Origin of the sequence: Paenibacillus sp. FSL W7-1088 (assembly GCF_037969855.1) — a bacterium.
GTDB lineage: Bacteria > Bacillota > Bacilli > Paenibacillales > Paenibacillaceae > Paenibacillus.
On record NZ_CP150216.1, the window covers coordinates 2117468 to 2131590 of the forward strand.

11 protein-coding genes are annotated in these 14123 nt (G+C 46.4%); 8 read left to right on the forward strand and 3 right to left on the reverse strand.

Annotated features, from left to right (window positions below; all coding sequences use genetic code 11):
* Nucleotides 1–63: 63 nt before the first annotated feature.
* Nucleotides 64–1128, reverse strand: coding sequence for a phosphodiester glycosidase family protein (locus MKY42_RS09805; protein WP_339850676.1), 1065 nt, complete (start codon nucleotides 1126–1128; stop codon nucleotides 64–66).
* Nucleotides 1125–1535 (reverse strand): hypothetical protein, encoded by a 411-nt coding sequence (locus MKY42_RS09810; RefSeq protein ID WP_063564256.1) that lies wholly within the window; start codon nucleotides 1533–1535, stop codon nucleotides 1125–1127. The genes MKY42_RS09805 and MKY42_RS09810 overlap by 4 nt, the downstream gene beginning before the upstream one ends.
* Before the next feature lie 442 nt (nucleotides 1536–1977).
* Between MKY42_RS09810 and MKY42_RS09815 the strand changes: the two genes are divergently transcribed.
* The 3 genes from MKY42_RS09815 (at nucleotide 1978) to MKY42_RS09825 (ending at nucleotide 4865) form a co-directional block, all read left to right on the forward strand.
* A complete protein-coding gene (locus MKY42_RS09815; RefSeq protein ID WP_090895259.1) occupies nucleotides 1978–2634 on the forward strand; it encodes a response regulator transcription factor in 657 nt (218 codons plus the stop codon).
* Nucleotides 2635–2775: 141 nt separating this feature from the next.
* On the forward strand, nucleotides 2776–3999 hold the full coding sequence (locus MKY42_RS09820; RefSeq protein WP_090895262.1) for a PLP-dependent aminotransferase family protein: 1224 nt from the start codon (nucleotides 2776–2778) through the stop codon (nucleotides 3997–3999).
* 239 nt (nucleotides 4000–4238) lie between these two features.
* A complete protein-coding gene (locus tag MKY42_RS09825) occupies nucleotides 4239–4865 on the forward strand; it encodes an FMN-dependent NADH-azoreductase (RefSeq protein ID WP_063564259.1) in 627 nt (208 codons plus the stop codon).
* A 105-nt stretch (nucleotides 4866–4970) separates the two neighbouring features.
* On the opposite strand, the gene MKY42_RS09830 is transcribed toward MKY42_RS09825, so the two are convergent.
* Complete coding sequence (locus MKY42_RS09830) at nucleotides 4971–5816, reverse strand: DUF2161 family putative PD-(D/E)XK-type phosphodiesterase (RefSeq protein WP_090895265.1); 846 nt, start codon at nucleotides 5814–5816, stop codon at nucleotides 4971–4973.
* 360 nt (nucleotides 5817–6176) lie between these two features.
* On the opposite strand from MKY42_RS09830, the gene MKY42_RS09835 reads away from it, so the two are divergent.
* The 5 genes from MKY42_RS09835 to MKY42_RS09855 all read left to right on the forward strand — a co-directional run bounded on the left by MKY42_RS09835 (nucleotide 6177) and on the right by MKY42_RS09855 (nucleotide 14108).
* Nucleotides 6177–8072: a PrkA family serine protein kinase gene (locus tag MKY42_RS09835; RefSeq protein ID WP_090895267.1), complete on the forward strand. Its 1896-nt coding sequence runs from the start codon at nucleotides 6177–6179 to the stop codon at nucleotides 8070–8072.
* A gap of 246 nt (nucleotides 8073–8318) precedes the next feature.
* Nucleotides 8319–9323, forward strand: a complete 1005-nt coding sequence (locus MKY42_RS09840) for a globin-coupled sensor protein (protein WP_179265302.1) — start codon at nucleotides 8319–8321, stop codon at nucleotides 9321–9323.
* Nucleotides 9324–9452: 129 nt separating this feature from the next.
* The gene (locus MKY42_RS09845; protein ID WP_109999580.1) at nucleotides 9453–10457 is read left to right on the forward strand and encodes a LacI family DNA-binding transcriptional regulator; all 1005 of its coding nucleotides are present in this window, start codon (nucleotides 9453–9455) and stop codon (nucleotides 10455–10457) included.
* Nucleotides 10458–10688: 231 nt separating this feature from the next.
* Nucleotides 10689–12311: a response regulator gene (locus MKY42_RS09850; protein WP_339850682.1), complete on the forward strand. Its 1623-nt coding sequence runs from the start codon at nucleotides 10689–10691 to the stop codon at nucleotides 12309–12311.
* A gap of 12 nt (nucleotides 12312–12323) precedes the next feature.
* Nucleotides 12324–14108 carry a sensor histidine kinase gene (locus tag MKY42_RS09855; RefSeq protein WP_339850685.1) on the forward strand — a complete coding sequence of 595 codons (1785 nt, stop codon included), beginning with the start codon at nucleotides 12324–12326 and terminating at the stop codon, nucleotides 14106–14108.
* Nucleotides 14109–14123 lie beyond the last annotated feature (15 nt).

The window sequence follows — 14123 nt, forward strand, 5'->3', positions numbered from 1 at the left end:
CCTCCTGCACAATCTTTACTTCTATTATAACCATTATAGGAAGAAAAGGAATGCTTCACTCCATCATTTGTAAAATAAAAAGTGAGTAGGTACCGGTCGGAGGTTCCCGTCCGAAGGGTTATTCACAACCCGGTTATTCACGATGAGTGAGGACGATCCGCCGCCATCCAGATTATAAGCGTCCACGACGCCAAGCTTGTACAACCGTCCTTGCAGCTCTTCCAGGGTGGCTCCTGAGCTGCCGGCTTCGTTATACCCGTCAACAACGATAATCAACAATTGATCGTCCTTGTAGTTGCCGATTACGGTACGTGGGGCTCGCTTGGGTGACATTTTCCATTTGGCCGGTATGACCGTTTTTTGTCCATTCTGCAAGAGCACAGGTACGAATGTAGCTCCAAATTGTGGTTGTAGGCGATCCAGGGAACCTTTGTCGAAAAATTTGCCGCCTACCAGCTTACCGGTATGATCAAGACCTACAAAAAACAGATCCTTAAAGCTGGCCTGAAAACCATTCACATACTTGCCGTCCATAACGGTTGTACTCAATGGATACCGTTTGCCGCCGCTGTCGGCGAATCCTCCTGCATTAATTCCGGCAATGGCACCGCTGCGCTTAACCGCCTGCATGGTTGTCTCAGATCGGCCTGGCTCGCTGTCCAGAGCCATCTTCATGGCCGTGGGATCTTTTAGCTTGATTTTCATCGCATAGCCCTTGTAGGTGCCTGGGTTAACCCTATAGAGTTCGAGCGTAAGTCGATCACTGTCTATCCGCTCAAACGGAACGCCCAGCTTGGATGTGATTCGTTGATTATAGATCGTTTCCGGGCGAGCGGCTTGAACCGTAGCCTTCTGCACAAGCGTCGTCATCGTGCTCGTTGTCTGCTTGTACAGCTGTGTTGTTCTTTTAATAGAAGAAGAAGTCTGAACAGCAGCTTCTTTTGCCCCTGCAAGCTCCTGGCTTATTGCCTGGGTCTGGGGTGTAATGGTCTCTTCAGCCAGACCGGAATCAATGAAATCTCCGGGTTCAAGCGGAGGACGAATCAGCAGCATGCATAACATCAATCCAACAAAAGGAGCAAGTGCAAGCATAAATAAACGATTAACCTTTTTTACAGGTGTAATCATTTGAGCAGGTCCATCTTTTTCTGGAGTGTCTCCAGTTGTTTTTTGACTTCGCTCAGCTGGGTATACAATTTGTTGCTGTTGTCGGTTTTATCGTTTGCATTATCCTTGGTGAAAGTCAGCAATTCATTAAAGGACTGCACCTGGCCCTGAAGGTCGGCTACTTCCTTGGATATCGTTGTTAGCTGCTTTTCGTAGTCGGCTTTGAGCGCTGCAATCTGCTGTTGATTATGGGTCTGAAGCTGATTAATCATCTGCTGCTGGAGGTGGTTACTATAATAGTAGGTTCCGAGTACTCCAAGTGCAATGAGAACAATCCACATGACCAGAAACAGCTTGACTGAAGATCCGGCCTTACCTTTGGCGCTCCGGGTGTGATGGATGTCAGAAGGTTGGACAGAAGGTTTCATATCATCACTCCTGGTTATTTATAGGTACAAAAAATTTTCCAGTCCTCATTCTATCACGCCCCTATTGATTACGCAAAAATGAAATTCTTTGAGTAATAGGATAAAAAGAGATTGCATCGGAAGGAAGTCCTAGGATACAATTTCTTATAGATGCAATAAGTAGGAACTTTGGGCAAGTTTTTCGACTTTTTTAGATAGAAATGCAGGAAATTTATACTATATTTTGATCTTTCTTCACTTGGGAAGACAAAAGTCCTGATGTGACGACAGCAAAATACAGTAGTAATAGAGCTGTTCTTACAGCTGCATCAAGTGTTTTTTCTATTTTTCGACATTATCCGACTTTTACTTCTTCTATACACGGACTGTCGCAAGGGTAGAGGCATCATCATGGCTGATGGTGGAAAAGGAATTTGTCCAATACATAACAGGGGGAACAACAATGAAAAAAGTATGGCAGGTGGTCATCGTAGATATCCACCCCACCAGCATGCTGGGTACGAAATTGATTTTGGAAGAACAGCAGGATCTGTTGGTACGGGGGATGACTTCGACTGGGTCCGAAGGTCTTGAACTGGTGAACATTCACCAGCCCGATCTGATTTTGATGGATTATCGGCTTCCTGAGGGCCAGGCGGATCAGTATATATCCCAAATGAAAAATCTGTCGGCTCATAGTCACATCATTATTCTAACGGACGAGGACAATGTAAAATTATTTCGTCATCTAATCAGTCTTGGTGCAAGTGGCATGCTGTCCAAACAGGCTTCCCCTAGCCAGCTGATTCATTTGATATCCGGGCTGCGTGAGGGATGTGTATCCATTCCTCTATCCTGGTTAGCCAGTTCGGAATGGGCTCAGCCCGTCGAATCTCCGGCAGAAGAACTTATTGTTGAATTAACAGAAACCGAAACTTTTATCATGGAAAGAATTGTTCAGGGCGTAACCTATGATAAAATAGCCAGTGAGATTAACGTTAGCAGACGTTCGATTGATAATTACCTGCGTAAAATATACGTCAAGCTGGATGTAAGCAGCAGGGCACAGGCGATTGAACGTTACGCTTTATATGCGAGGCAGACCAAAACCGTTTCCTGACGAGCATGGTTCCATAAATCCCTATGTACGATGACTTGTCATGTGTCCGGTCTGGTCATATTCAGTGTTCAACAGGAATAGGTTTTAGGGGCTACGGACTGCGAGCACAGTTCGGATTAGGGATGAAAGGGGAACGGACCGATGAAATATTTCTTCGCCTCCCGTACAAACAGGCTTTTGACATCACCGCTGAGGGACATTCGTGAGATGTCTGGCCGGGATTATTTCATTTCACTGGCAGAAGAACTGCCTGCGGAGGAGCTGTTTCCATTCAAACTGCTGGAAGAAGCAGCGGTGTCTGTATTTAGTTCCGGACCCTCCGCATTGCAGTATGGCGAGCCGGCAGGGTACAGACCGTTGAGAGAATGGTTGGACAACGATTGGAATGCTCGCAAGGGCATACGTACAGTCCCGGAGCAGATTCTATTGACCACAGGGACCCAGCAGGCCATCGATCTTGTGATGCGTTTGCTGCTTGAGCCTGGAGATTCCGTACTGGTCGAGCATCCTACCTCTCCAGGCTGTCTCGAGGTTCTGGAGATGCAAGGCGCCAAAATCGTACCCGTCACAGGCGATGGGGATGGCATTTTGCCCGACCTTTTGGAGCATCACATGCAGCAGGTTAGACCGAAGCTGCTTTTTGCTGCACCCAGTTTTTCCAATCCAACCGGCGTGTTGTGGAGTATGGAACGGCGTGAGGCTGTGCTTGATTTGTGTTCACGCTACGGAGTGCTGCTCGTGGAGGATGACTCCTATGGCGAACTTCATTTCGATGGACTGGAGCCGGGGGACTTTTACAGGAAGTATCCTTCCCTCTTTGCGCTGGATACAGCGGATCAGGGTGGACATGTTCTCTACATTGGTTCGTTTAGCAAAACGGTAGCACCTGCCCTGCGCACAGGTTGGGCTGCCGGACATCCGGCCTTGATCCAGGCTATGGCTTCAGTGAAACGGATAGCAGATGGACAGTCCAGTCCCATGAATCAGCGATTGTTGTATCAACTGCTCGCGCATTCTCCTTTTAAGTGGAGTGATCACCTCTCCATGCTGAACAAGGAGTATAAGACCAGGCTCAAGCTTATGCTCGAATTATTGAAGCGTCCGGGTTGGAAAGGGAGCCAATACAGCATTCCTGAAGGAGGAATGTATCTGTGGGTACAGCTGCCGGATGGATTGGACAGCGGAGCTCTGCTCAAAGCAGCTCTGTTAAAAGGGGTGTCCTTTCTTCCAGGTTCCCTCTGTTCTACGGGTGAACAGGATCATCGGTACATTCGATTAAACTTCAGCCATCCCGGCCGGGATGAGTTGCTTCTTGGCATGAATCTGATCAGTGAGTCCATAACAGAGTTTACAGCCCGGAGCTAAACCGGATATAGAAAAGAAAGAATGTATAGTCAAATTCATGCCTGGAACATTGGACAGCAGAAGTTCCAGGCATTGGATTTGGAAGCAAATAGGTTACCCCCAAAGTAATTACGTTATTGCATCCACTAACATTTTTATATATAATATGTATTAATGAGTTGTTGTTTTCTTTATATAAGCTGCATTCATTGCAAGTTCAGGAGAAGCACTCATATATTTTAACTAACGGGGGAACGAACATGTCTAACATTTTATTTGTCAAAGCAAACGACCGTCCTGCAGATCAAGCAGTCAGCGTACAATTGTACGATGCATTTTTGAGCGCATACAAAGAATCCCACCCTGGTGACACTGTTACCGAACTGGATCTCTACAATACAGATATTCCTTACTACGGCAACACTGTAATTACAGGTGGATACAAAGCCGCTAACGGTATCGAAGCAACTGCAGAAGAGCAAAAAGCAGCAGCACTTGCGGCACAATTGCAAGATCAATTCTTGGCAGCAGACAAAGTAGTATTTGCATTCCCACTGTGGAACTTCACTGTTCCAGCACCACTGGTGAACTACATTTCCTACCTGAGCCAAGCTGGCAAAATGTTCAAATACACTGCTGAAGGCCCTGTAGGTCTGGTAGGCGACAAAAAAGTGGCATTGTTGAACGCACGTGGCGGAGTTTACTCCGTAGAGCCTATGGCTTCCGCTGAAATGTCCGTGAAATATGTAACAAATGTACTGAACTTCTGGGGTATCCAAAACCCTGAACTGGTTATCGTTGAAGGCCACAATGCTTCACCTGACCGTTCCCAAGAGATCGTAGCAGCAGGTCTGAAATTGGCTTCCGAAGTAGCAGCAAGCTTCTAATAGCCAATATATAGAAACACGAAAAAGCCCATCATTTCCAATGGAGATGATGGGCTTTTCTACATGTGCATCTGCATTTGACATAAAGTTAAGCTGTCTGCTGCCTTAGTCATCCTTTGCATGAATCAGGTAGGGCTCCGCTACTTCCGCAATATGCTCCAGTTCAATATCTTTATCTTGAATGAGGGAAAAATCCATTTCTAGTTCATTTATACTCCGTTCAATCATATCATTATCCTCAAGCATGTGAGCATGCTCAGTCAGTGCCTGCACGCCCTTAACCGTCAGCACATATCGTCCACGGGATAACCGCTCGAACCAGCCATAATAATTTTTTTGCAAAATGGCCGCAGCAGAACCCACACTTGTCTGTTTACTGATGGAGGCGGGGGAGGCTTCTCCCTGAGCACGAAGGGCGGAAGCTACGCGTAATGCTTTTTCCCTGTAAGCGGTGACCAGTTGCCTGCGCGTGCTTCCTCCCGTGTTGTAGTCACCACTGCGCTCGTCGAATTCCTTCAGCAATCGTTGCCGCCGGATACCGCCCTTACGTACACCGGTGCTGTTACCAGGCATATGAACTTGGGCAGCAGGTTCGCACAGTACATCAATCAGAGGTGATTTGGTTTTGTAGAACGTGACGGTGATAAGCCCCAGTCCAAGCTGTCTGCATAGGGTGGTCAATTCGCCCCAGCGCTGATTCACCGCACCACGCTTGCTGCGATTCCGCTCAACAGCCAGATACACGAAGGGGCTAAGCTTCAGGCGCTGCATTCCCTGCAGCAGCAGAGACAGATTAAATGTTTTTTTCATCTCCACAATGAGTGGTTCATTCTGATCCGATCTGACCCCAACCAGGTCACAATTTTTGACTTCAGCTTTCACGTCGTAGCCGCGTCGTTCGAAAAAAGCCTTTACAGGCGAATATAACTCGGTTTCATACTTTACTGCCATCGTTTCTGCTCCTTCCCTGAAGTGGCTCGTCTCTGGCCATCTATTGTTCCGTTTTCTGAATTTAGAACCTTCATTATATCATATCCGTTCTTTTTTTTCTGAGCGCACAAGATGTCTGATAGAACAGGGAAGGCCTAAATTAAGACCTACGGATTGAAAAAAAGAGGTCAACTTATCCGATTTGCCGCATAGGTATGTAATACACTTTTCACAACAATACATGATGTTTGGACAGAGGGTGGCGGGACTAATCCGGACCGCAAGATTGGTATTCAAGCACAAGCCGTAATTCTATTGATTTCTTCATACCATTCGGAATGGTTGACAATCACACTAAAGGAGCCATGGGAGGTACCAAGCATGAATATTTTTGAACGCGTTGCGGAACATCGGGCAGAAAGTGACCGTTTATCATGGAACGGGACATTTGAAGATTATATTGCACTGCTGAGAGAGGACCCGACTCCGGCAATGACGGCTCACGCACGAGTGTACCAGATGATTGAATCATTTGGCGTGGAAGAAGTTGGGGGGCACAAACGGTACAAGTTTTTTGAACAGGAGATTTTTGGGCTGGATCGGTCCATTGAAAAGCTGGTGGAAGAATATTTCCACTCGGCAGCGCGCCGTCTGGATGTTCGTAAACGGATTCTGCTGCTTATGGGTCCGGTCAGTGGAGGTAAATCCACACTGGTAACGCTGCTGAAACGTGGCCTTGAGCAATTTTCCCGTACAGAGAAGGGTGCTGTATACGCCATTGAAGGATGCCCAATGCATGAGGAGCCCCTGCATCTGATTCCGCTGGAGCTTCGTCCCGAAGTGGAAAAGGAGATCGGTGTCCGCATTGAGGGCAATCTTTGCCCATCCTGCCAGATGCGTCTTCGGACCGAATATGGCGGTGATATCAGCAAGGTGAGGGTAGAACGGGTCATTATTTCCGAGGATAACCGGGTGGGAATCGGAACATTCAGCCCATCTGATCCGAAATCCCAGGATATTGCCGATCTGACGGGAAGTATCGACTTCTCAACCATAACCGAATTCGGCTCCGAATCCGATCCGCGCGCCTATCGTTTTGACGGCGAATTGAACAAGGCCAACCGTGGATTGATGGAATTTCAGGAGATGCTGAAATGTGATGAGAAGTTTCTGTGGAACCTGTTATCGCTGACGCAGGAAGGTAATTTTAAAGCAGGCCGATTTGCCTTGATCAGTGCGGATGAAATGATTGTGGCGCATACGAATGAATCCGAGTACAAATCATTTATTTCCAACAAAAAGAATGAAGCCTTGCAATCCCGGATGATCGTCATGCCGATTCCCTACAACCTGAAGGTCTCCGAGGAAGAGAAGATTTACGGCAAGCTCATTCAGCAAAGTGATATGAAGCATGTCCATATTGCACCGCATGCCTTGCGGACTGCAGCCATTTTCTCCATACTTACCCGCTTGAAAGAAACGAAGAAACAAGGCATGGATCTGGTCAAAAAAATGCGGATGTATGACGGTGAAGAAGTTGAAGGGTACAAAGAAGCCGATCTGCGTGAGATGCAAAATGAATATTTGGATGAAGGCATGTCGGGCATTGATCCGCGTTATGTCATCAACCGGATATCCAGTGCTTTGATTAAGCAAAACCTTCAGTGCATTAACGCGTTGGATATTCTCCGGGCGATCAAGGATGGTTTGGATCAACATGCTTCGATTTCAAAAGAGGAACGCGAGCGTTATCTGAATTTTATTGCGTTGGCTCGGAAAGAGTATGATGAGCTGGCGAAGAAGGAAGTGCAGAAAGCATTTGTCTACTCGTTTGAAGAGTCGGCCAGAACACTGTTCGAAAATTACCTGGATAATATCGAGGCATTCTGCAACTGGTCCAAAATTCGTGATCCATTGACGGATGAGGAGATGGACCCGGATGAGCGCTTGATGCGTTCAATTGAGGAGCAGATCGGTATTTCCGAGAATGCCAAAAAGGCGTTCAGGGAAGAGATATTGATCCGCATCTCGGCTTATTCCCGCAAGGAACGGAAGTTCGAATACAGCAGTCATGATCGTTTGCGTGAAGCGATTGAAAAGAAATTGTTCGCTGACTTGAAGGATATTGTGAAGATTACTACTTCAACCAAGACACCAGATGCAACGCAGCTAAAACGAATGAACGAAGTAATTAAACGGTTGATCGAAGAACATGGCTATACCGCAGCCAGCGCGAATGAACTGCTCCGTTATGTGGGCAGTCTATTGAATCGCTAATCTGCAACGAACCATTCCGGATCAGGCTCCTGACGCCTGCTGTGAGGCTCCTTCACAGCAGGGTCAGGGGCCTTTTTATATCGTTAGATGCATATTAAGGACTAATAAACTGACAAAGAAGGTCAATTTCATGACAAATTAGTTCTAATGGTATATGTAAAATTAGGTCATTTAGTCTATAATCGGTAAACAGATATTTACAATTTATTATTTTTTGTGGTTATTAAGGAGCTGACAGAACTAGGTATGAGTATTGCTATAGCAAGACAACAACAACTTGATTATATTGGATTGACCGCCGGAGATCTGCAATTGCTTGCTGATCATCGACCTGCTTTTGAGAAAGTCGTTGACGAGGTGGTGGACCACTTCTACAATCATGTGGGAAATTATCCGAATTTGGTCGATCTGATTGCCCGCTTCTCCTCCATCGACCGTTTGAAGGAAACGCAAAAGCAATACTGGTTATCCATGACCGATGGTGTAGTTGATGATGCATACATTGAACAGCGCATTGCGATTGGACTCGTCCATTCCCGTATTGGTTTGTCCGAAGATTATTATCTGGGTACATATATGGTTTACCTCGATATTGCCACAAGCATATTTCAGCAAGTCATTCCTGAACATTGGCATCTGATCATCCAGGCCCTTAGTAAAATGTTCAACCTCGATTCACAGCTTGTATTGGAGGCTTACGAGAAGAAGGAAAAGGAAAAACTAAATCAACTCGCTGAAGATCAGCAGCATACGTTGCTGGCAATCACGCAGATTACCCAGCAGTTGACGGGCATGATTAGTGAATTGAATGAAAATGCTAAGGCGATCTCGGATGTGGCCAGGGAAACGGCTGCCTCTCAGGATCAGGCAAATGGATTATTGGAAGAGCTGACGAAGGAAATTCATCAGATTGGCAAAATGGGTGAGATCATTCGTGAAATCTCGGATCAGAGTCATCTCGTAGGCCTGAATGCCGCCATTGAAGCTGCACATGCAGGAGAATTTGGCCGGGGATTTGAGGTGGTTGCCAGTGAGGTTCGCAAGCTTGCGGCTAGTTCCCGTGAGGCCCAAGGCAAAATCCAGTCGAATCTGGCACAGATCATGAAGAAGCTGGGCAGTGTTCAACAGGAGTCGGAGCACATGGCTTCGGGAGCAAGGCGTCAGGCATCCCGTTCAGAAGAGCTTGCGGTTTTTGCTACCACTATGGAGAAACTGGCACTTGATCTAAGGAAATTGGATCATCAAGAATAGGCGGTAATATCGGCCGGAAGCTGTGATACCGTTTCTGGCTGTTTTAAGCTATAATGGGTAGACAAACCTGCCGATGTTATAGTGAATGCAGCCGGAGACAGGGGATTTGAAAGAGGTTGAGGTGATCAGGTGGCTTCTATCCATGATGTGGCCAAAGAGGCGGGCGTATCTGTTGCAACCGTTTCCAAAGTGCTGAACGATTATCCCGATGTAAGTGACAAAACTCGCAAAAAAGTCAATATAGCCATCGAACTATTAAAATATCAACCGAATGTTGTTGCACGTGGACTTGTAAAACGCCGTTCCTGGACGGTAGGTGTATTGTTGACGGTGCCTTTTACCAATCCGTTTGTATCGGAACTGCTGGAAGGAATCAAAACAGCACTGGAGAACAGCGGATACGATCTTGTTCGCTTATCTACACGTTTCGATGATCCAACATACTCGTTTATTAAACATTGCCGCAGCCGAAATGTGGATGGCGTTGTTGTATTCGGGGAAGGAAGAGACAACAAGAGTATTCAGGAATTGGTTACTGCGGAGATTCCGACGATGTTTATTGACACCGACTTGTTTGGCAAGCGGGCAGGATACATAACGACGGACAATGCCAATGCCATTGCCATGAGTGTGAAGCATTTGCATGAACTGGGGCACCAGAAAATTGCTTATATTTCAGGCACACTTGGGCCTGCTGTAGCGAATCTTCGACTGGATGGATATCGGGAAGGCTTGCGAGTCTGCGGCATTCCATATTCAACGGTTTATCTGGAGGTCTGTGACTATTCTTTCGATGGTGGCAGTAAGGCAGCTCGCCGGTTGCTTGCATTGAAGGACCAGCCTACGGGGATTGTCTGTGCTTCAGACATGTCTGCTTTTGGAGCAATCCACGAAATTGAGAAGCATGGTTTACGGGTGCCAGAAGATATATCTGTTGTCGGATTTGATAACACGTACTATGCGGAAGTGTTCAAACCGGGCTTGACCACGATTAATCAAAATATTCATTCCATTGGGATCAAGTCCATTGAATATCTGATCGCCATGATTGAGAATCCTGCATACACTCCTCCAGTCGTTACGGAGCCATCCAATCTGGTGATTCGCCAAACGACTGCACCTGTGCAAGCGTAAAGGTCTTCAAACCAGCACAGCCTATCGGTTGTGCTTTTTTGGTATGCTATTTCATTTTAAGAAATAACGGATATCAGAAGTTATTGTGAATAGCTGGCAGGAAAAGCTGTTGACTTTTTGCAGTACAGACCTTAACAATAAAGGAAGAATAATACAAAATTTTATGTAATCGCTTTCTTTTTTTGCCGATGAATATATGGACACTGCAATTGTAATTCAATCGGAAGGGTGATGGGCATGCATCGTGTACTGCTGGTTGATGATGAAGTATACGCACGCAAAGGACTTCGAAAACTGATCCGCTGGGAAGCATGCGGCTTTGAAGTGGTTGGAGAGGCGAATGATGGGGATGAGGCTTGTACCCGGATCGAAGAGCTGCAGCCTGACGTTGTCATTACGGATATACGCATGCCGGAGACGGATGGACTGGAATTGATCCGGCGTACGGTTGAGCCTGATGGGCAGGTTCTGACCAAGGGCAAACAGCCGTATTTTATCATCGTGAGCGGATATAATGATTTTGCTTACGCCCAGCAGGCTGTGAGGTACGGAGTACAGGATTATATTTTGAAGCCAATTGATGAGATTGAACTGGAGGGTACTTTACACAAGCTGGCGGAGGAGTTGAATCGGCGCAAGCATGCTGAACAAACCCGACGTGAGCAGGAATACGTCAGATTACTTAATCAGTTTCTTTATGGCGAATCGGATTTGGAAACGGTTGAACAGTGGATTGAACTGACGGGTACCCGTGCTGACGATCCGCTGGCATATCTGCTGTTTGAGAATAACACGCCACATTTCCGGGTTTCGGATAATGCTCAAGAGGAGAGCGTGGAAGCCGGGAAGGGAGAAAATTTTGGCCGGATTGTGCAGTCTGTTCTTGAAAAGATGTATCCAAATCGCGCATATCTGCATGTAAAAGAGCACGGCGGACGTATCGGAGTTCTGTTAACTGCGGAACATCTACGTCCCTATTCAATGAATCTTCATGTGATTGCCGCACAAATGCAATCCTGCTTCGCCGAAACGAGCCATGACTTTGTAAGCATATATATCGGTAAGGTTTGTTATGAACCTTTACTCATTGGACATGCCTATCAGACCGCACTTAATGCTATTTCCTATAAATTTATTTCAGAGAAGAGCGGGATCGTCCTGTATGATGACATGCAGCATGAGCCTGTACAGTGGGTGCATACCGATCATGAAAAGGAGCAGGAGCTCCTGACACTTATGGAGGAACAACGTGTTAAGGCGTTGGAGCATGCAGTAGGTGAATGGTTCACCGGCATGAGAACTGCCAATTACGCTCCTGTTGCAGTGACGTCGGCAATCCATCAACTCATCTCGGCTGTACTATCGATTCTGAAGTCGGCTGAGGCGAATGTGAAAGAGATACCGTCGTTCAAACCAATACTGGCTTGGCAAGCGGAGCGAGGAACATTGGCTGAGGCCAGGCAGCTGTTGACGGTGTTCATGCTGGATTCAGCGCGGAAGTTGGCAGAACAGCGTCAGTACAATCACAGGGGTGCCATGACAAAAATCAAAAATTATATTGAAGCCAACTACAGAAGCAATATCAGTTTGAGAAGTATTGCCTCCGAGTTTTACATGAATCCAGTCTATTTGGGGCAACGCTTCCGCAAGGTGTATGGTGTGTATTTTAACGACTTCCTGCTTCAGCTGCGGATGGAGGAAGCCAAGAAGCTGCTGCGTCAGACGGATATGCGAGTATATGAAATCGCCGAGAGGGTTGGGTTCGGAAGCAGTGATTATTTCGCAACTCAATTTGAGAAAACGGAATCATGCGCTCCTACAGAATATCGAAATCGCATCATGGATGAAGGATAGGGAGATGAAAGCGTGAAGCTCAACTTTTTTAATAATATTCGGCTACGGGATAAAATGCTGATTTTATACCTCTTCTTTGTACTCGTACCCGTTATTCTCACCAATGTTATTTTCTATCAGGTAACTATAGCGAACGTAAAATCCCAGCGAATGGCCGATCTCTCCAAAGGAATGGAACAGATTCGCAGTCAATTTATGGGGGAGATTCGCAATGCGGCCGATTTTTCCTCAAGCTTTTATACGGACAGTATATTAAATGACATGCTGGATGTGAATTACACCAATTCGGTTCAGTATATCGAAGCCTACGATTCTTATCTTCGCAAAATCCTGAATACCTACTACTCCGGCTACCGCTCCCTCCAAGGCTTGACGATATATGTGGATAACAAAAGTGTACTGCCTTCCGGGGGAGTTGAGTTTCTGACCGAGGAGGTTCGACAGTCCGAGCCATACAGGCTGCTGGCAAACAGTGAACATTCCGCCCCCCTTCTGATGAGATCCGGTCCTGAAGGGAACCGGCAGACGTTCAGCATTTTACGTAAACTCAACTATTATGAAGCTCTGCCCGGGTGGAAGGAAAAGTTTGTACGACTGGATCTGAAGCCGTCGACGATTCGCCAGATTTTCACCAATCTTAACGTACAGGGCAACCTCTATCTGATTAATCCGGCTGGACAAATAGACTACTCGACGGATTCGGGTATCCCATGGACCAGTCAACTCGTGAATTATAGTGAGGTCATGGAACAACAAAGTAAGAAAGAGTTCGAAATGGCTTATCCGTTGTCCGGTGAAATGGAGGGATGGAACATCAATGGGGTGTTCGATGAATCCGAGATTTACAAGGAATTGGGCAAACCCAGTCACCTCGTCGTTGTACTGGCCTGTATTAATCTGATTCTGCCGACCTGGATCATTATCTGGATGACACGCACAATCCACGTGAGGCTGGCACGAATACTGAAACACATGGAAAAAGTGAAGCATCAGCGATTTGAACCGATCAGACAGCCGGAATCATCGGACGAGATTGGGCAGCTGACAGCCGAATTCAATCGCATGACGATGACGATCCATCGTTTGATTAACGACGTCTATGTAGCAGACATTCAACATAAAAATTTGGAGTTACAGCGGCGGCATGCTCAATTAAATGCATTACAGAGCCAGATTAATCCGCATTTTTTGTTTAACGCGCTAGAGACCATCCGCATGCGAAGTCTCATGAAAGATGAAGATGAGACGGCACGAATTATTTATCATATGGCTAAAATTTTCCGAAATGCCCTAACCTGGAATCGGGATAAAGTCAGCATAAGGGAAGAATTGGAATATGTAACCTGCTTTCTTGAAATCCAGAAATATCGTTTCGGTCACAAGCTGAATTATACAATTGATCTGGACCCGGAGGCAGCGGATTGTTCCATTCCCAAGATGACATTGTTACCTTTTGTTGAAAATGCCAGCATTCATGGTATCGAACCACTGAAGGAAGGTGGGGAAATTCGGCTTTGTATTCGGCGAACCGGTACAGAACTGATCTGTGTGGTGGAGGATTCCGGGGTGGGTATGACAGAGGACAAAAGAAATCAGCTACTCTCTTACGTGGAAACGGAAGAATCAATGGGTGATCGCGTAGGTGTACAGAATGTCATCTATCGTCTGAAGCTGATCTACGATAGCCGGTTCCATATTCAGATCGATAGTGCAGCCAGGGCAGGCACACGTGTGGAAATTGGGTTACCCCTTGAAGATTCATCAAATGGCCAATGCATTATACATTCTAAGGCATAAACCTATAGTTTATCC